Raw genomic sequence first — 17,584 nt, forward strand, 5'->3', positions numbered from 1 at the left:
CGACGAAGGGGGCGCCCGGTTCACACCGGGCGCCCCCTTTCTCGTACGAGGGTGGTCAGCGAGCCTTCGGCCCGCCCTTCGGCAGCTTCATTCCCTTGGGCATGGGGCCCTTCGGCAACGGCATGTTGGTCATCAGGTCGCCCATGGCCTTGAGCCGGTCGTTGGTGGCGGTCACCTGGGGGCCGGTCAGCACGCGGGGCAGCTTCAGCATGGTGGTCCGCACCTTCTTCAGCGCCACCTGGCCCTCGCCCGTGCCGACCATGATGTCGTGCACCGGCACGTCCGCGACGATGCGGTTCATCTTCTTCTTCTCGGCGGCCAGCAGGCTCTTCACCCGGTTCGGGTTGCCCTCGGCGACCAGGACGATGCCGGCCTTGCCGACCGCCCGGTGCACCACGTCCTGGCTGCGGTTCATCGCCACCGCGGGGGTTGTCGTCCACCCCCGGCCGATGTTGTCCAGCACGGCCGCTGCCGCGCCCGGCTGGCCCTCCATCTGACCGAATGCGGCCCGCTCGGCCCGGCGCCCGAACACGATCGCCGTCGCGAGGAAGGCGAGCAGCAGGCCCAGGATGCCGAGATAGATGGGGTGACCGATCAAGAAACCGATCGCGAGGAAGACACCGAAGGTGACGATTCCGACAGCCGCGAGTACAAGACCGATCTTCTTGTCGGCCCTGCGGGTCATCTTGTAGGTAAGAGCGATCTGCTTGAGTCGCCCGGGGTTCGCAGCGTCCGCTGCCGTGTCCTTCCTCGCCATGCCACGAAGTCTACGTGGCCCTGGAAGCGGCGACGACGGCAGTGCCGGGACTCAGGTGCGGACGGTGGTGACCTGGTCCAGGACGCGCTGCGCCTCGACCCGGTCCTTGGCACGGCGGCGGTCCTCCAGCACGGACGTCCAGGCGTTGCGACGGGCGGTGCGCTGGCCGCTGCTCATCAGCAGCGACTCGACGGCACGCAGTGCAGTGGTGAACGACGGGATGGCGGTGGCGCGAACGGGCGCGGCCTGCATGGTGGAGGTCCCCCCTCGGGATGGCGGCTTTGGTGATTGGTGCACGGGGTGTACAACCAGGGTCACTGATTGGTGTTACCAGGGCGTGACCGACCGGTCAAACACCAATGAAGCCTTAATGCGCCGTCCGGAAAACTTGACGCGGCCCTGATGAGGCCCCCATCTGCGGGGACGTCCAGGGCCGCGTCAATCGGCTTCCGCCGAGGGGCAGTTGCTTGTGCGCAGATTCACATGCGCCGAGTGGCACTCCGTGCCATCAGACGGCCTGGGAAGCGACGTACGCACCACGCTTCTCGACGGCCATCTGATACAGCCGCCCGGCGCGGTAGGAGGAGCGCACCAGCGGGCCGGACATCACGCCGGAGAAGCCGATCTGCTCGGCCTCGTCCTTCAGCTCCACGAACTCGTGCGGCTTGACCCAGCGCTCCACGGGGTGGTGGCGCACGCTCGGGCGCAGGTACTGCGTGATGGTCACGAGCTCGCAGCCGGCGTCGTGGAGCTGCCGGAGAGCCTCGCTGACCTCCTCGCGGGTCTCGCCCATGCCGAGGATCAGGTTGGACTTGGTGACCAGGCCGTAGTCGCGGGCCTCGGTGATGACCTTCAGGGAGCGCTCGTAGCGGAAGCCGGGGCGGATGCGCTTGAAGATCCGCGGCACGGTCTCGACGTTGTGCGCGAAGACCTCGGGGCGGGAGGCGAAGACCTCCGCCAGCAGTTCCGGGACGGCGTTGAAGTCCGGGGCGAGCAGCTCGACCTTGGTGTGGCCGCCCTCGCGGCCGGCGGTCTGCTGGTGGATCTGGCGCACGGTCTCGGCGTACAGCCAGGCGCCGCCGTCCTCCAGGTCGTCGCGGGCGACGCCGGTGATGGTGGCGTAGTTCAGGTCCATGGTGACCACGGACTCACCGACGCGGCGCGGCTCGTCGCGGTCGAGGGCCTCGGGCTTGCCGGTGTCGATCTGGCAGAAGTCGCAGCGCCGGGTGCACTGGTCGCCGCCGATGAGGAAGGTCGCCTCGCGGTCCTCCCAGCACTCGTAGATGTTCGGGCAGCCGGCTTCCTGGCAGACCGTGTGCAGACCCTCGCTTTTCACGAGGCTCTGCATCTTCGTGTACTCGGGACCCATTTTCGCCCGGGTCTTGATCCACTCGGGCTTGCGCTCGATGGGGGTCTGGCTGTTGCGGACCTCCAGGCGCAGCATCTTGCGTCCGTCCGGTGAGACTGCGGACACGTCGGCTCCCTGTGCTTCGATTCGTCGGCGTACACCAGGGTACGCCCGTGTTTACTCAGCCCTGCCGTCAGGCCAACCCCATGACTTCCGGGCTGATTCCCTTCCTCAGGCGGTCGCGGTCTCGATCTCCCGCGGCTTCAGGTCCGCGTTCTCCAGTACGTCCGCCAGGTGCCGCTCGACGACCGGCAGTACCTCGTCGATGGTGACGTCCCGGCCGAGCTCGGCGGCCAGCGAGGCGACCCCCGCGTCCCGGATCCCGCACGGGATGATCCGGTCGAACCACTTGTTGTCCGGGTTCACGTTCAGCGCGAAGCCATGCATGGTCACGCCCTTGGCGACCCGGATCCCGATCGCCGCGATCTTGCGGTCCTCGCGCCGCTGGCCGGCGTTGGAGGGCGCGTACTCGGGGCCGTTCAGACGCGGGTCGAACTCCTCGTCGGTGAGCCGGGGGTCGAAGTCGAGGGCCAGTCCTCCGAGTGCGGGGCGCTGCTCCACCGGGTCGCCGAGCACCCACACACCGCTGCGGCCCTCGACCCGGGTGGTCTCCAGGCCGAACTCCGCGCACGTGCGGATCAGGGCGTCCTCCAGCCGCCGTACATGCGCAACGACGTCCACCGGGCGCGGAAGCTTCTGGATCGGGTAGCCCACGAGCTGGCCCGGGCCGTGCCAGGTGATCTTGCCGCCGCGGTCCACGTCGATGACCGGCGTGCCGTCCAGGGGCCGCTCGTTGTCCGCCGTGCGCCGGCCCGCCGTGTAGACCGGAGGGTGTTCGAGCAGCAGGACCGTGTCGGGGATCTCGTCCTCGAACCGCGCCGCGTGCACCCGGCGCTGCTCGTCCCACGCCTGCTGGTACTCGACGGCGTCCGCACCGAATCCCATGCGGACGAACCGCAACTCACTCACGGCAAGCCTCCCTGGAAGAGCCCAGAACGTCGTAAGGCACAAAGCGTGCCTACGCCACTGTACGACCGGCCCGTTCGAGTGCGATCCCGCGGCCCGCGTCAGCCCGGTAGGGCAATCCTCACACGATCGGATGAATGGGCGCCGAAATGTGCGATCGGCTGCTTACTCTCCGCTACATTCGCGCCGTTCGAGAGGCCAAAATGGCTGCTCACCGGCAATCCGGGCACTCGCCGGCCATATGGCCCCGCGAGGCCCGAAAGGCAGGAGACCGCACCGCAGATGACGGAACGACCCGCGCAGCGCACTCCCAACCGCCAGCTCGCCGCGCTCATCGCAGAAGCGGGATTCTCCAACGCGGGTCTAGCCCGCCGGGTGGACCAGCTCGGCCTCGAACACGGGCTTGATCTGAGATACGACAAGACATCGGTCACCCGCTGGCTGCGCGGACAGCAGCCGCGCGGCACGACCCCCGCCCTGATCGCCGAGGTCTTCACCCGACGCCTGGGCCGCCGGCTCAGCGCCCAGGACCTCGGTCTCGACGCCTGTGCGCCCGTGTACGCCGGGCTGGAGTTCGCCGCGACCCCCGAGGAGGCCGTCGACATCGTCAGCGGCCTGTGGCGCAAGGACTCCGGCAGCCACGCCGAACTGCGCAAGATCGCCTTCACCCCGGCCGGGCTCGTCGTACCCAGCCGGGACTGGCTGATCGGCCGCGCCGACGAGAAGGTCGCCCGCGGCGAGCCGCTGGCCCGCATCCCGGCCCAGGGCCGGCCCGGCGTGGTGCCCCGCCAGCGCACCCAGGCCGAGCGCGGCCCCGGACAGAAGGTCACCGGCGGCGACATCGCCGCCCTGCGCTCGGTCGGCGAGCTGTTCCGCTCCCTCGACGACATGTACGGCGGCGGCCACGCCCGGCAGGCGCTGGTGCGCTACCTGGAGCACGAGTGCGAGCCGATGCTGCGCGGCACCTACGGCGAGCAGACCGGCCGGCGCCTGTTCGCGGCCGCCGCCGACCTGACCCGGCTCGCGGGCTGGACGTCGTACGACATCGCGGCGCACGGACTCGCGCAGCGCTACTTCGTGCAGTCGCTGCGGCTCGCACAGGCCGCCGGGGACCGGCCCTACGGCTCCTACGTCCTCGTCACGATGAGCCGCCAGGCCGTCTACCTCGGGCACGGCCGGGAGGCCGTCCAACTGGCGCGGGTGGCCCAGCAGGGCGTGGGCACGAGCGCGCCGCCGATCGTCCAGGCGCTGCTGCACGCGTGCGAGGCGCGCGGGCACGGCGTACTGGGCGAGGTGCGTGCCTGTACGGCCTCGCTGGTCCGGGCCGAGCGCTCGCTGGAAGCGGCCCGGCCCGGCGACGACGTCCCGTACTGGGCCCGCTTCTTCGACGAGGCACAGCTCGCCGACGAGTTCGGGCACTGCCACCGGGACCTGCAGCAGTTCCGCGCGGCGGCCCAGCACGCCGAGCGGTCCCTGCAACTGCGTGCTCCCGCCTACGCCCGCAGCCGCCTGTTCAGCCGGGTCGTCCTCGCCTCCGCCCGGCTCGGGCTCGGTGAGCTCGACCAGGCCTGTGCGCTGGGCGCGGAAGCCGCGGGCGCCGCGGCGGAGATGCGGTCGGTGCGGGCGGTCGAGTATGTGCGGGACTTCGAGCGGAGGTTGGAGCCGTATCGGGATGCGGCGCCGGTGCGGGGGTATCGGGACAAGGTCGCGGCGTTGGGGTAGGGGGCATCGCCGTAACTCCGACCGGAGGTGTGCCCTCTGCGGCCGTGTTGTGGCTGGTCGCGCAGTTCCCCGCGCCCCCGGAAGAGGGGCGCGGGGGGTCCCCCGAGGCCTATGCCGCTGCCCGTAACGGTTCCGCGCGGTGCAGGGAGCCTGCCGCTCCCAGGTCCGTCAGGATGGCCGCCGCCGCCCTGTGGGCCGAGTGGAGGGCGCCCTGGACCGTGCTGGTGTCGCGGTGGTCGCCGCAGACGTACAGGCCGGCCAGGAGGCGCACGGGGCGGCGCAGGTCGTGCGGCGGGCGCATCGCCGGGACGGCCTCCGGCGTGTGGTGCACGGCGAGCGTCTCCCAGCGTGCCGTGGAGGTGCCGTAGAGACGGGAGAGGTGCATCCGTACGGCCGTGTCGATGTCGGGCGGCGGGGTCCCCAGGACCGTCGAGGAGATCAGGGCCCGGCCCGCCGGTGCGCGGGTCGGGTCGACCTGGCTGATCAGCGCCGTGTGGGCGACCGGACCGCCCCGGTCGGCGTCCAGGAGCAGGGACGCGCCGGTCGCCGGCGGCTCGTCGGTCGTGTGGTGGACGACGGTGATCGGGTGGAAGTCGGGTACCCGCAGGCCCGGCAGCAGCTCGGCGGCGGTCCGCGCGTCCGTCGCCAGCAGCACGGCCCGGCACCGTATCTCGCCGTGCTCGGCGGTGGTCACGGACGTCGTGGCGATGGACGTCACCCGCACCCCGGTGTGCACCGTGCCCGGCGGCAGCGACCGGGCGAGCAGCTCCGGCAGGGCCTCGGCGCCGCCCTCGGGCACACACAGCCGTCCGCTCGCGAAGGCGCGCAGTGCGAGGTCCGCGCACCGGCTGGACGTAGACAGCTCCGGATCGCACAGCAGCGCGGCCAGCAGCGGCCGCAGGAAACCCTCGATCGTCCGCGCCGGAACCCCTCGCTCCGCCAGGGCCCGCCCGGCCGGCAACTCCGGCCGGGCCAGCAGTCGTTCGACCGGAGAGGAGGCGAGCCGGGCGAGCGCGGCACCGAGCCGGGCCTGGTCGACGGCGCTGCCCAGCGGGGCACCCGCGCGCACCCGCGGGATGGAGGTCTGGCCCGGGCCGCCGCGCGCGGCCCCCGACCTGGGGGCGCTTGCCAGGGCGCGCACCGCATGGAGTGCGCCCCTCGCGCGCCTTGCGCCCATGGCGCTCGGCACCGCGCCCGCGCGCTGCCGGCGTCCGTCGCTGTGCAGCAGCACGCCCGGGGCGAAGGGTCGCAGCGCGAGTGCGTCCAGTCCTGGGGTCAGACGTAGTTCGGGGTACGACGTCGACAGGAGTTGGCCGATCCGGTCGAGCCGGAAGCCGTCGACCTTCTCGGTCGACATGCGGCCGCCCGGGTAAGGGGCGGCCTCCAGGACTGCGGTCGTAACTCCTGCGCTGGTCAGCCGGTGCGCCGCGGAGAGTCCGGCTACCCCGGCTCCCACGATGACGACGTCCGCCTGGTACGCGGGCTCAAGCACGTGCCCCTCCTCGAGGTTGCGCGGCCGGTGGAGACGTGATGCCCCCAACAGGCTCCGGGGATACCCGAGTTCGGGACGAGGTTAGGGCCGTGATCGGTCAGGAACAGTCGCGCATCGACAGAGCACGGTCGCACAGTGGTCGCATACGGACCCCGGTGTCCGCCCGGTCTGCTACCCGACGGCCGCCCGGATCGCCCCCTCGATCTCCGGGAACGCGAAGGTGAACCCCGACTCCAGCAGCCGCTTCGGCAGCACCCGCTGACTGCCCAGCACGTCCCCCGCCATCTCGCCGAGCACCGTCCGCAGTACCGGAGCGGGGACCGTGAACAGGGTCGGCCGGCGCAGCACACGGCCCATGGCCTCGGTGATCTCACGGTTCGTCAGCGGCTGCGGCGCCGTCACGTTGAACGGCCCCGACAGACCGTCGGTGTCGATCAGATGCCGGATCGCGGCCACCTCGTCGTGCAGCGAGACGAACGACCAGTACTGCCGCCCGTCGCCCATCCGCCCGCCGAGCCCCGCCCTGAACAGCGGGAACAGCCGACCCCAGGCCCCGCCCTCGCGGGCCACCACCAACCCCGTGCGCGGGAACACCGTCCGTACGCCCGCGTCCTGGGCCGGGGCCGCCGCGCCCTCCCACTCGACGACCAGCGAGGGCAGGAAGCCCTCCCCTGCCGGGGCGCTCTCGTCGACGGCGCGCTCACCGGTCTCGCCGTAGTAGCCGATCGCGCTGCCGCTGACGAAGACCCTCGGCCGCTCCTCGGGCCCCAGCGACGCGATGGCCCGCGCCAGCGCCGCCGTGCCCAGCACCCGGCCGCACCGGATCTTCGCCTTGTAGGCCTCCGTCCAGCGCCGCGAACCCACGTTCGCCCCGGCCAGATTGACGACCGCGGCGCACCCGGCGAGCCCCGCCGCGTCCACCGAGCCGCCCTCCGGATCCCAACGCACCTCGTCCCTGGACCGAGGTGCACGGCGCACCAGCCTCACGACCTCGTGTCCGTCGGCGGTCAGGGAGCGCACGAGTGCCCCGCCGATGAGGCCGGAGGAGCCCGCCACCGCGATTCTTGAAAGTTCCATAACCTCATCCTGCCTCTGACCACATAAAAGCCCGGTCGGGTTCTCGTGTCCCGGACTTAGGGTGGCGCTCATGCCTGAGCCCCACCAGACGCCGTACATACGCATCGCCCTGCCGGACGACGACGAGGAGCTGGCCCTCCTCGACCGTGGCACGTGGTCGCATCTGCACGCGGTCACGCCGCGCCCGCAGCCGCCCTACCCGCCGTTCTTCGACGGGCGCCACGCCCCCGGCGACCATCTCGTCGCCGAACTCGACCGCCGCATCGTCGGCTACGTCCGCCTCGCCTTTGCCACCCCGCTCGCCTCGAACGCGCATGTGCGCCAGATCCAGGGCCTCGCCGTCGCCGACGAGGCACGGGGGCGCGGGGTCGGCCGGGCGCTGATCCGCGCGGTCGTCGAGGAGGCCCGCCGCAGGGGAGCACGCCGGCTCACCCTGCGCGTCCTCGGCCACAACACACCGGCCCGCAAGCTGTACGAGTCCGAGGGGTTCGTGGTCGAAGGCGTGCTGCCCGAGGAGTTCTTCCTGGACGGTCAGTACGTGGATGACGTGATCATGGGACGCGGGCTCTGACGGCGGGGTGCCGGACCGGGCGGGCTCACGAGGTGACGAGCTCGCCCGTGTCCACCGGCTCGGTCGCGTTCGCCGCGCGCCGGGCGTCGGAGGCGACCTCGGCCGCGGTCAGGACGTAGCCCGTCTCGTCGTCGGAGGTGGAGCGGGCGAAGACCACGCCGAACACCTTGCCGTCGGTGGTCAGCAGCGGGCCGCCGGAGTTGCCGGGGCGGACGGTGGAGCGGATCGAGTAGATCTCGCGGGTGACGGTGTCGTCGTTGTAGATGTTCTGGCCCGTCGCCTGCACGCGGTTGGCGACGGTCGCCGCCTGGAGGTTCAGGTCGCCGTCCTCCGGATAGCCCGCCACGACGGCCGAGTCGCCGCGGGTGGCCTCGTCGTCGAACGGCAGGACGGGGGCGCGCAGTTCGGGGACGTACAGCACGGCCACGTCCCGCTCCGGGTCGAAGAGCACCACCCGGGACTCGTACGAGCGCCCGACGCCGCCGACGCGGACGCTCGGCTCGTCGATGCCAGCCACCACGTGGGCGTTGGTCATCACGTGCTGCGGGGTGTAGACGAAGCCGCTGCCCTCGCGGCCCTGGGTGCCCGAGACACCCTCGATCTTGACGGTGCTGAGCTTGGCGGCGTTCGTCGCGGCGGCCGTGACGTTGTCCCCGGAGGGCTTGGCGACCTCGGCCGTCGATTCGTTCTCGAAGGGGTTGAAGACCTGTGGGAAGCCGGCCTCGGTGAGGGCGGAGGTGGCGCGCGAGAACCAGGCCGGGGTGGTTTGCGGCATGGCGTCCTGCACGGTGCCGAGCAGACGGGACTCCCGGATCGCCGAGGTGAGCGCCGGGGAGGAGGAGGCGGCGAGGACGCTGGCCGCCACCCAGGCCACGATCAGCACGGCCACCGAGTTGGCCACGGCCCCGCCGACGCCGTCGGCCACCCGGAGCGGGCCGCGGTCCAGCTCCCGGCGCAGCCGCAGGGCCAGCCGGCCCGCCAGCTCGTGCACCGCCACGGCCGGGACCAGCACCGTGAGCACCGCGGTCACGGTCGCCTGCGTCGTGCCCGGTGTGACCAGGTCCATCACCCACGGCAGGATCCATACGCCGATCACCGCGCCGCCCACGAAACCGGCGAGCGAGACGCAGCCGGCGACCAGGCCGCGGCGGTAGCCGGACGCCGCGTAGGCCAGGATCACCAGCAACAGCAGGATGTCGAGCAGGTCCACAGAGCCGCCTTTCCCTAGGACCTTTTAGTACGCGCGGAAAGCCCCCGTTGATCAGCACACACGCCCGCGCCGCCCGGAACCGGCCACGCCGCGTGCACCTGGAGAAACGCCCCGGACCGGGACGATGGTTCCACTGCGTGTGACACCACACATCGCGGGCGGACCGGATCCGTCGGACAGTAGGACCATGTCTGTCTTCCGACGGGTCACCCGAAGGGTCTTCCGCCGAACACGGGGGAGACGAAGACCTCGCGCCGTACGAATACCGTGGGCTGCGCGGATACGGGGGGTGGGGCGGGCTGCGCGGACAGGGGCCGACGGGGCGGCGGGGAGCGCGGCCGCGCGGGATGAGGCGGCGGGGGTTGTGCGTGGTGCGGCGGGGCCTGCGCGGGCCGGTTCCGACGGGGCCGGAGCGGGTGCGCGGGCCGAGGCGACCGGGGCTGCGCGGGCCGAGGCTTCGGGGGCGGAGAGAGCGTGTGAGAGGGCGCGTGGGTCGGGGGTGGGGCGTGTAGAGCGGGCGGCGCGTGAGGCGGGCGCCGCGCCGGTGCAGGGGCCCGTGGGGGAGCCGGTACCGCACGAGCTGCCTGTGGTGCGGGATCGGGCGGCGGTGTGGGACGGGGCTGCCGAGGGGGCGGGATTTGGCCTGCGGGAGCCGTCCGTCGATCCAGCACGGCCGGGGCATCAGGCGCAGCGGCCGGTCGTGCAGCAGGACGTTGCGGCCGCGCAGGACGGTTCCGCAGCGTCCGCTGTCGGCGCGGCGGCGTCCGGTGCCGGTGCCGAGAGGCGGGCCAGGCGGCGAGTTCTTCGCGGGCGGAGCCGGACCCCGGCTGAAGCCCTTCGTGGCCGGAGCCGGACCCCGGCCGAGAGGGCGACCGGCGCTCAGGGGGCGGCCCAGGATCCGTGTCTGTCCCAGGACCGGAGCAGGGCGACCGGTGCTCAGGGGGCGGCCCTGGATCCGTGTCTGTCCCAGGACCGGAGCAGGGCGACCGGTGCTCAGGGGGCGGCCCAGGATCCGTGTCTGTCCCAGGACCGGAGCGGGGTCCGCGATCAGCGGTCGGCTCATGATCAGCGGCCGGCCCCTGCCCGCCGGTCCTCCCATGCTCGCCGTCGGCTGCGGGCCGAGAGGTGGGTCCGGATCCGGGGGCAGTTCCGTGGCGCGGGGCAGCGACGAGGCGGAACGCAGGGGCGTGCCCGGTTTCGGCCCCTCGTCCGCCGGCGCGGCCCTGCGTGGTGGGAGGGGCGGGTCACGGGAGTGCCGCTCGTGTTGCTGGCCTGTATGCCCGGGCTTGCCGCCGCTGTGGCGTTGCTGCTGTGCGCCCGAGGGGTCGAGCGGAGTGTCGCCGAGGAGGAGCGGCCCGTCGCGGCCCGGCCCGCCGGGGCGGCGTATCACGCGGCTCGGCCGGAGATCGTGCCGAGGTCCGTCTGGCTGGACGGTGAGGTCCGGCGCGCCCAGCCGCCCCCGCGGTACGACGACAAGGTCGTCGCCGTGTTCGTCCATCACACCGACTCGCCCAACGGGTACGACTGCGCCGACGCGCCTCGCATCATCCGCTACCTGTACGCGGGCCAGACCGGCTCCCGGGACTGGGACGACATCGGCTACAACTTCCTCGTCGACCGGTGCGGCACGATCTACGAGGGCCGTGCGGGCGGCGTCGACCGTGCCGTCACCGGCGCCCACACCCAGGGCTTCAACCACCGCACCACCGGCATCGCCGCCCTCGGCACCTTCACCGCCGGCGTGCCCGTCCCCAAGGCCATGACCGACGCCATCGCCGCGATCGCCGCGTGGAAACTGGGGCTCTCCGAGACGGACCCCCGTGCGACGGTCCCGCTGACCTCCAGCAACAACCTCAGCCGCTACTCCGCCGGCACCACCGCCACCCTCCCGGCCGTCGCCGGCCACAACGAGGGCTACATGACGAGCTGCCCCGGCGCCGCCCTCAGCGCCCGCCTCCCGGAGATCAGGGAGACGGCCGCCCGGCTGCAGGGCAGACACTGACCGCGCACCGACGAGTCCCTCACCTGCGCCCGAGCAGTGGCCGCCGATCACATGCCGCTCTCACCCCGACGGGTCCCTCACCTGCGCCCCAGCGGGCGCCGCCGATCACATGCCGCTCTCACCCCGACGGGTCCTCCACCGGCGCCCCCGACCACATGCCGCTCCCGGACCGACGGGACCTTCACCTGCGCCCCTGAAGTCGCAGGCGCCCCCAACCGCGCGTGCCCCGGGCCACGGTCCTCACCGCCGCCCCAGATAAACCCCCACCGCCCGCTGAAGCGCCTTCCCCTGAGTGCCCACCGGGCGTTCCCACTCGCCGAGGTACTCCACCGCCCGGCCGCCCGCCCCCGTCTTGAACAGCAGTCGGCCGAGCAGCCGGTCCTCGGTCAGGCTGGGTGTGATGGAGCGCAGGTCGTACGTCCGTGCCCCCGCCTGCCGGGCGTCACCCAGCATCCGCCACAACAGCGCGCTGCTCGGCCGCAGTTCCCGCCCCCGGCGCCCGGACGCGGCGTAGGAGTGCCAGACCCGGGAGCCGACGCTGATCATGAGCGCAGCGGAGAGCACCTCACCGTCGTACTCGGCGAGGTAGACCCGCACCCGGTCTCCGTCCACGGCGTTCAGTGCCGCCCACAGGCGCTGGAAGTAGACCAGGGGCCGGGCCCGGAACCCGTCGCGTTCGGCGGTCGCTGTGTACAGCCGGTAGAAGTCGGGCAGGTCGGCCGCCGTGCCCCAGGACACCAGGACCCCCGCCCGCTCGGCGATGCGCAGGGACTGCTCCCAGCGCGGCGCCAGGGCGTCCCGCAGATCGTCGATCGAGCGGCCCGCCAGCGGCACCTGGCAGCCGTAGCGCGGCTGTCCGAGGCCGAAACCGCTGCCGCTGCCGTCCGCGCACCGCCGCCACCCGAGCCGCCCCAGCCGCTCCGCGAGGTCCAGCGCGTATCCGTCGATGCCGTCCGCGGGCAGGTCGTGCAGATCGCGTACGTCGGGGTCGGCGACGCCCGCCGCGACGGTGTCCGCCTCCCAGTGCCGTACGACGAGGGGCGGCCCCATCCGCAGCGAGAACGCCCCGCGCCGCTCCACATGGGCGACCAGGGCGTCCAGCCAGCGGTCCACACGCGGCGCCTGCCAGTCGATCCCGGGTCCGTCGGGGAGGTAGGCGAGGCAGCGCCGGGTGCCGGGCAGCGGGCGGTACAGGACGAGCGCCGACGCGATCAGGACCTCCCCGGCGGGCCCGTCCTCGAACCAGCCGACGCTCTCAGCCCGCCAGTCGGGCTTCACATCGCCCCACTCGGGAATCTGGAGATGGCTCGCGTCGGGGTACAGCCGCAGATGGGACAGATGGTCCTCGCGCGTGATCTCCCGTACGTACGGGCTGGTCATGGACTGGATGCTCCTGTTCGGGGCGGCCACCGTAAGCCGCAGATCACGCAACGGGTCAAGAGACGGTGGATGAACCTTCACGACCCGTACGGTGACCTGGGTCACGGTGCGGGAAGAGGCTCACAGCTTTCTCGCAGGCGGCTCACGGATCTCACCGAGACGACCTCCCTATGGTCATGGACACGCACTGACCGGAGGTGGGGATCATGAGCAGCAGCAACAGCGGACGCGGCGGCGGGCGGGTCTGGACGGTCGTCTGCGCGGTCGCGACCGTCGTCCTCGGCCCGGCCGCCGTCACGGCGTCCGCGCTGGACCAGGCCAACAAGGCGCCGATGTACCACGCGGTGAAGGCCGATCAGACGCAGGCGTACATTCCGTCGGACCCCGGCCGCAGAAGGGCCGTGGCCTGAGATACCGGGATTCACGCCCTGAGATTCCAGGGCTCGGGCTCAGTCCTTGAACCGCTCCCACAGTTTCGGGAATCGCTCGGCCAGCACCCGCTCGCTCTCGAAGTCGACCGGGGTGCCCTCCGGTTCCGGGGGCGCGGGCGGGAGGCCGAGGTCGGGGGCGACCGTGCCGGTGAGCTGTTCGTAGGCCTCGTCCGCAGCGTAGCCGAGCTCCTCGCCGTCGCCGTCGAACTCCTCGTCGAAGTCGTCCAGCAGGTCCGCCAGCGAGTCGGGGTCGTGCACCCCGCCCTCGTACACCTCGCGGCCCTGGCCGATCAGCCAGCACCGGAAGAAGTCGAACGCGTCGTCGCTGGCCCCGTCCAGCAGGACCCAGGCGGCACCCCACAGGTCCCAGGTGTACGCGCGGTTGTAGCGGGCCTCGAAGTGACGGGCGAAGTCGAGCACCGCGTCGGGGTCCAGTTGGAGCAGCCGGTCGACGAGCAGGTCGGCCTGCTCCTCGGGGTCACCCTCGGCGCCGTCACGCGCACCGTCCACCAGCTCCCAGAACTCCGTCTCGTCCATCACGGGACAAGCATCGGCCCTGGGAGGGTGGGGCGCACGTGGAGTGTGGCGGATTGTTATGCGCTTACGGCTCATCCGCGTACAGCGATGCCAGCCGTATCGCGTCCCCCGCGAAGCGCTTGCGCAGCGACGAGGGCTCCAGCACCTCGATCTCCGGCCCCAGCGAGGCGAACTGGGTGTGGGCGACCTCCTCGGACTCCACCGGGAGCGTCAGCGTCACCCAGCCGTCCTCGTCCGGGGCGCCCGCCGCCTCCAGCGCCTGCCGCGCGGACTGCGGATCGACGGTGTACGGCAGCCTGCGCACCCCGCCAGGCGAGACCCGGACGACGGCCTCGGCCCGCAGAATGGACCGCGCGAACTGCTCGGCCCGCTCGTCCCAGAACGCCGGCAGGTCGAACTCCTCGTCCCGCTCGAACCGGTCGCCGGTGGCTTCCACGGCCGTGAACCGGTCGATGCGGTACACCCGGTACGACCCGTGCCCGGCGACCCGGGCGCACAGGTACCAGACCCCCGCCTTCAGCACGAGCCCGTACGGCTCCAGCTCGCGTTCGGCCTCGCCCTCCTCCGCACGCCGGTACCGGGCCACGATCCGCCGGTCGTCCCACACCGCGTCCGCGACGGCGGGCAGCAGCTCGGGGGTCTTCGGTTCCCTGAACCAGTTCGGGGCGTCCAGATGGAAGCGCTGGGCGGCCGTACGGGAGGCGTCGCGGACGGAGGGCATCAGGGCGGCCGACACCTTCAGCCGGGCGGCGGATGCGGCGTCCTCCAGCCCCATCTCCCGCAGCGCTCCCGGCACCCCGGACAAGAACAGCGCCTCGGCCTCACTGCGCCCGAGCCCCGTCAGCCGGGTCCGGTACCCGCCGATCAGCCGGTACCCGCCGGCCCGCCCCCGGTCCGCGTACACCGGGACACCGGCCTCCGACAGCGCCTGCGCGTCCCGCGTGACGGTCCGTTCGGACACCTCCAGCTCACGCGCGAGTTCGGCGGCGGTCATGGAGGGCCGGGACTGGAGCAGCAGGACCATCTTGATGAGCCGGGCAGCACGCATAGGGCCATCATGGTGCGTGTCCGGGTGCGGAGTGGCTTTTGGGGGCGCGGGGAACTGCGCGAAAAGCCCCCACCGGTCCGCAGTCGACGAACGACCGGGAACCGGTGAGGGCCGCAGACCCTTCAGGCCGTACTACAGCCCGTACTTCTCCCGGGCTTCCTTCACCGCCGTCGCCTTGACCTCGCCCCGCTTCGCGAGCTGGGCCAGGGCCGCCACGACGATCGACTCGGCGTCGACACCGAAGTGGCGGCGGGCCGCCTCGCGGGTGTCGGAGAGGCCGAAGCCGTCGGCGCCGAGGGAGGAGTAGTCCTGCTCGACCCACTGCGCGATCTGGTCCGGGACCTGGCGCATGTAGTCGGAGACCGCCAGCACCGGGCCCTCGGCGCCCTGGAGCGCCTGACGGACGTACGGGACGCGCTCCTCGCCGCGCAGCAGGGCGGCGTCCGCCTCCAGGGCGTCGCGGCGCAGCTCCGTCCAGGACGTCGCAGACCAGACGTCGGCGGCCACGCCCCACTCCTCGGCGAGCAGCTTCTGCGCCTGGAGCGTCCAGTGGATCGCCGTACCGGAGCCCAGAAGCTGGATGCGCGGGGCGTTCGCGACCGGGGTGAGGCCGGCCGACTCCGCCGTGTTGAAGCGGTACAGGCCCTTGACGATGCCCTGGTCGACCCCGTCCGCCGCCGGCTTCGCGGGCTGCGGCATCGGCTCGTTGTAGACGGTCAGGTAGTAGAAGACGTTCGGGTCCTCGCCCGGTGCCGCCTCGCCGTACATCCGGCGCAGACCGTCCTTGACGATCGCCGCGACCTCGTAGGCGAAGGCCGGGTCGTACGTCAGCGCGGCCGGGTTCGTCGCGGCGATCACCGGCGAGTGACCGTCGGCGTGCTGCAGGCCCTCGCCCGTCAGCGTCGTACGGCCCGCCGTGGCGCCGACGAGGAAGCCGCGGCCGAGCTGGTCGCCGAGCTGCCACATCTGGTCGGCCGTGCGCTGCCAGCCGAACATCGAGTAGAAGATGTAGAACGGGATCATCGCCTCGCCGTGCGTCGCGTACGCGGTGGACGCGGCGATGAAGTCGGCCATCGAACCGGCCTCGGTGATCCCCTCGTTGAGGATCTGGCCGTTCTTGGCCTCCTTGTAGTACATGAGCTGGTCACGGTCGACCGGCTCGTACGTCTGGCCCTTGGGGGAGTAGATCCCGAGGGACGGGAAGAGCGACTCCATACCGAAGGTGCGCGCCTCGTCGGGGACGATCGGCACCCAGCGCTTGCCCGTTTCCTTGTCGCGGACCAGGTCCTTGATCAGGCGGACGAAGGCCATGGTGGTGGCCACGTTCTGCGAGCCGGAGCCCTTGTCGAAGGAGGCGAACGCCTTCTCCGCGGGGGCGGGCAGCGGGGCGGAGGCGTACATGCGGCGGGCCGGGGCCGGGCCGCCGAGGGCCGCGCGGCGCTCCTGGAGGTAGCGGACCTCGGGGGAGTCGGCGCCCGGGTGGCCGTAGGGGACCTGGCCGTCGACGAACTGGCTGTCCGAGATCGGCAGCTCCAGCAGGTCACGCATCGTCTTGAACTCGTCCACCGTCAGCTTCTTCATCTGGTGGTTGGCGTTCTTCGACGCGAAGCCCTCACCGAGGGTGTGGCCCTTGACCGTCTGGGCCAGGATGACCGTCGGCGCGCCCTTGAACTCCACGGCGGCCTTGTAGGCGGCGTAGACCTTGCGCGCCTCGTGGCCACCGCGGGAGAGGTGGAAGCACTCGAGGATCTTGTCGTCGCTCAGCAGCTTCGCCATCTCGACGAGCGCCGGGTCCTTGCCGAAGAAGTCCTCGCGGATGTAGGCGGCGTCGCGGGTCTGGTACGTCTGCACCTGCGCGTCGGGTACCTCGCGCAGCCGGCGCAGGAGCGCGCCGGTGGTGTCGAGCTGGAACAGCTCGTCCCACGCCGTGCCCCACAGCGTCTTGACGACGTTCCAGCCGGCGCCGCGGAACTGCGCCTCCAGCTCCTGCACGATCTTGAAGTTCGCGCGGACCGGGCCGTCGAGGCGCTGGAGGTTGCAGTTGATGACGAAGGTCAGGTTGTCCAGGCCCTCGCGGGAGGCAAGTGCGAGTGCCGCCGTGGACTCCGGCTCGTCCATCTCGCCGTCGCCGAGGAAGGCCCAGACGTGGGAGTTCGAGACGTCCTTGATGCCGCGCGCCGTGAGGTAGCGGTTGAAACGCGCCTGGTAGATCGCCGACAGCGGGCCGAGGCCCATCGACACCGTCGGGAACTCCCACAGCCAGGGCAGCCGGCGCGGGTGCGGGTACGACGGCAGGCCGCCGCCGCCCGCCTCCTGGCGGAAGTTGTCGAGGTGCTGCTCGGTGAGGCGGCCGTCGAGGAAGGCGCGGGCGTAGATGCCGGGGGAGGCGTGGCCCTGGATGTAGAGCTGGTCGCCGGACCCGTCGGCCTCCTTGCCCTTGAAGAAGTGGTTGAAGCCGGTCTCGTAGAGCCAGGCGGCGGAGGCGAAGGTGGCGATGTGGCCGCCGACGCCGTACTTGGATCCGCGGGTCACCATCGCGGCCGCGTTCCAGCGGTTCCACGCGGTGATACGGCGCTCCATCGCCTCGTCACCGGGCACGGACGGCTCGGCGGCGGTCGGGATGGTGTTGACGTAGTCGGTCTCGAGGAGCTTCGGCAGCGCGATGCCGCCCGCCTCGGCCCGCTCCAGCGTGCGGCGCATCAGGTATGCGGCGCGGTGCGGACCGGCCGCCTTGGCGACCGCGTCCAGCGAGGCCTGCCATTCGGCGGTCTCCTCCGGATCACGGTCGGGGAGCTGGTCGAGCGCGCTCGGCTGGATGGCTTTGGGGTCGGTCATGTCGCCGCCTTCCTCAGTCGAAGGGGGTTCCCTCATCGGCAGGGTTCGGGGGTGCCCTAGGTCTTTGGCAGGACAGGGCGAGGGCCTCGGTGTGGTGACACCATGCGGCTGCCGCCGCTTGGCCCGTCGGCGACAATAACTCGCTGAT

Annotated in this window: 15 protein-coding genes; 4 read left to right on the forward strand and 11 right to left on the reverse strand. The window is 72.0% G+C overall.

All coding sequences use genetic code 11. The annotated features are described in order from the left end of the window. Nucleotides 1–55: 55 nt before the first annotated feature. The 4 genes from ACZ69Q_RS20190 to lipB form a co-directional block, all read right to left on the reverse strand. Nucleotides 56–757 carry a DUF4191 domain-containing protein gene (locus ACZ69Q_RS20190; protein WP_471043519.1) on the reverse strand — a complete coding sequence of 234 codons (702 nt, stop codon included), beginning with the start codon at nucleotides 755–757 and terminating at the stop codon, nucleotides 56–58. Nucleotides 758–808: 51 nt separating this feature from the next. Next, nucleotides 809–1,009, reverse strand: coding sequence for an SCO2195 family GlnR-regulated protein (locus tag ACZ69Q_RS20195; RefSeq protein ID WP_471043522.1), 201 nt, complete (start codon nucleotides 1,007–1,009; stop codon nucleotides 809–811). 256 nt (nucleotides 1,010–1,265) lie between these two features. Next, complete coding sequence (gene lipA, locus ACZ69Q_RS20200; protein ID WP_471043526.1) at nucleotides 1,266–2,231, reverse strand: lipoyl synthase; 966 nt, start codon at nucleotides 2,229–2,231, stop codon at nucleotides 1,266–1,268. 105 nt (nucleotides 2,232–2,336) lie between these two features. Then, nucleotides 2,337–3,134, reverse strand: coding sequence for a lipoyl(octanoyl) transferase LipB (gene lipB / locus ACZ69Q_RS20205; RefSeq protein WP_471043528.1), 798 nt, complete (start codon nucleotides 3,132–3,134; stop codon nucleotides 2,337–2,339). Nucleotides 3,135–3,413: 279 nt separating this feature from the next. Between lipB and ACZ69Q_RS20210 the strand changes: the two genes are divergently transcribed. Beyond that, nucleotides 3,414–4,853, forward strand: a complete 1,440-nt coding sequence (locus ACZ69Q_RS20210; RefSeq protein ID WP_471043530.1) for a regulator — start codon at nucleotides 3,414–3,416, stop codon at nucleotides 4,851–4,853. Between the two features lie 109 nt (nucleotides 4,854–4,962). Here the strand turns inward: ACZ69Q_RS20210 and ACZ69Q_RS20215 are convergent, their stop codons facing one another. Continuing rightward, nucleotides 4,963–6,345, reverse strand: coding sequence for an NAD(P)/FAD-dependent oxidoreductase (locus tag ACZ69Q_RS20215; protein ID WP_471043533.1), 1,383 nt, complete (start codon nucleotides 6,343–6,345; stop codon nucleotides 4,963–4,965). A 171-nt stretch (nucleotides 6,346–6,516) separates the two neighbouring features. After that, entirely contained in the window at nucleotides 6,517–7,422 is a 906-nt protein-coding gene (locus ACZ69Q_RS20220; protein ID WP_471043535.1) for a TIGR01777 family oxidoreductase, read from the reverse strand. A 70-nt stretch (nucleotides 7,423–7,492) separates the two neighbouring features. Between ACZ69Q_RS20220 and ACZ69Q_RS20225 the strand changes: the two genes are divergently transcribed. Next, a complete protein-coding gene (locus tag ACZ69Q_RS20225) occupies nucleotides 7,493–7,993 on the forward strand; it encodes a GNAT family N-acetyltransferase (protein WP_471043538.1) in 501 nt (166 codons plus the stop codon). 25 nt (nucleotides 7,994–8,018) lie between these two features. On the opposite strand, the gene ACZ69Q_RS20230 is transcribed toward ACZ69Q_RS20225, so the two are convergent. Then, entirely contained in the window at nucleotides 8,019–9,203 is a 1,185-nt protein-coding gene (locus tag ACZ69Q_RS20230; protein ID WP_471043541.1) for a MarP family serine protease, read from the reverse strand. Nucleotides 9,204–10,479: 1,276 nt separating this feature from the next. On the opposite strand from ACZ69Q_RS20230, the gene ACZ69Q_RS20235 reads away from it, so the two are divergent. Beyond that, entirely contained in the window at nucleotides 10,480–11,205 is a 726-nt protein-coding gene (locus tag ACZ69Q_RS20235; protein WP_471043543.1) for a peptidoglycan recognition protein family protein, read from the forward strand. A 240-nt stretch (nucleotides 11,206–11,445) separates the two neighbouring features. On the opposite strand, the gene ACZ69Q_RS20240 is transcribed toward ACZ69Q_RS20235, so the two are convergent. Beyond that, complete coding sequence (locus ACZ69Q_RS20240; RefSeq protein ID WP_471043545.1) at nucleotides 11,446–12,585, reverse strand: lipid II:glycine glycyltransferase FemX; 1,140 nt, start codon at nucleotides 12,583–12,585, stop codon at nucleotides 11,446–11,448. A 206-nt stretch (nucleotides 12,586–12,791) separates the two neighbouring features. Between ACZ69Q_RS20240 and ACZ69Q_RS20245 the strand changes: the two genes are divergently transcribed. Then, complete coding sequence (locus tag ACZ69Q_RS20245) at nucleotides 12,792–12,995, forward strand: hypothetical protein (RefSeq protein WP_471043548.1); 204 nt, start codon at nucleotides 12,792–12,794, stop codon at nucleotides 12,993–12,995. A gap of 39 nt (nucleotides 12,996–13,034) precedes the next feature. On the opposite strand, the gene ACZ69Q_RS20250 is transcribed toward ACZ69Q_RS20245, so the two are convergent. From ACZ69Q_RS20250 to aceE, 3 genes are all read right to left on the reverse strand, one after another. Beyond that, nucleotides 13,035–13,553, reverse strand: coding sequence for a DUF4240 domain-containing protein (locus tag ACZ69Q_RS20250; RefSeq protein ID WP_471043731.1), 519 nt, complete (start codon nucleotides 13,551–13,553; stop codon nucleotides 13,035–13,037). A 64-nt stretch (nucleotides 13,554–13,617) separates the two neighbouring features. Continuing rightward, nucleotides 13,618–14,601 carry a helix-turn-helix transcriptional regulator gene (locus ACZ69Q_RS20255; protein ID WP_471043550.1) on the reverse strand — a complete coding sequence of 328 codons (984 nt, stop codon included), beginning with the start codon at nucleotides 14,599–14,601 and terminating at the stop codon, nucleotides 13,618–13,620. A 132-nt stretch (nucleotides 14,602–14,733) separates the two neighbouring features. Then, nucleotides 14,734–17,436, reverse strand: a complete 2,703-nt coding sequence (gene aceE, locus ACZ69Q_RS20260) for a pyruvate dehydrogenase (acetyl-transferring), homodimeric type (protein ID WP_471043552.1) — start codon at nucleotides 17,434–17,436, stop codon at nucleotides 14,734–14,736. Between the last annotated feature and the right edge of the window lie 148 nt (nucleotides 17,437–17,584).

The sequence above is a fragment of the Streptomyces sp. NPDC036764 genome (assembly GCF_055609385.1).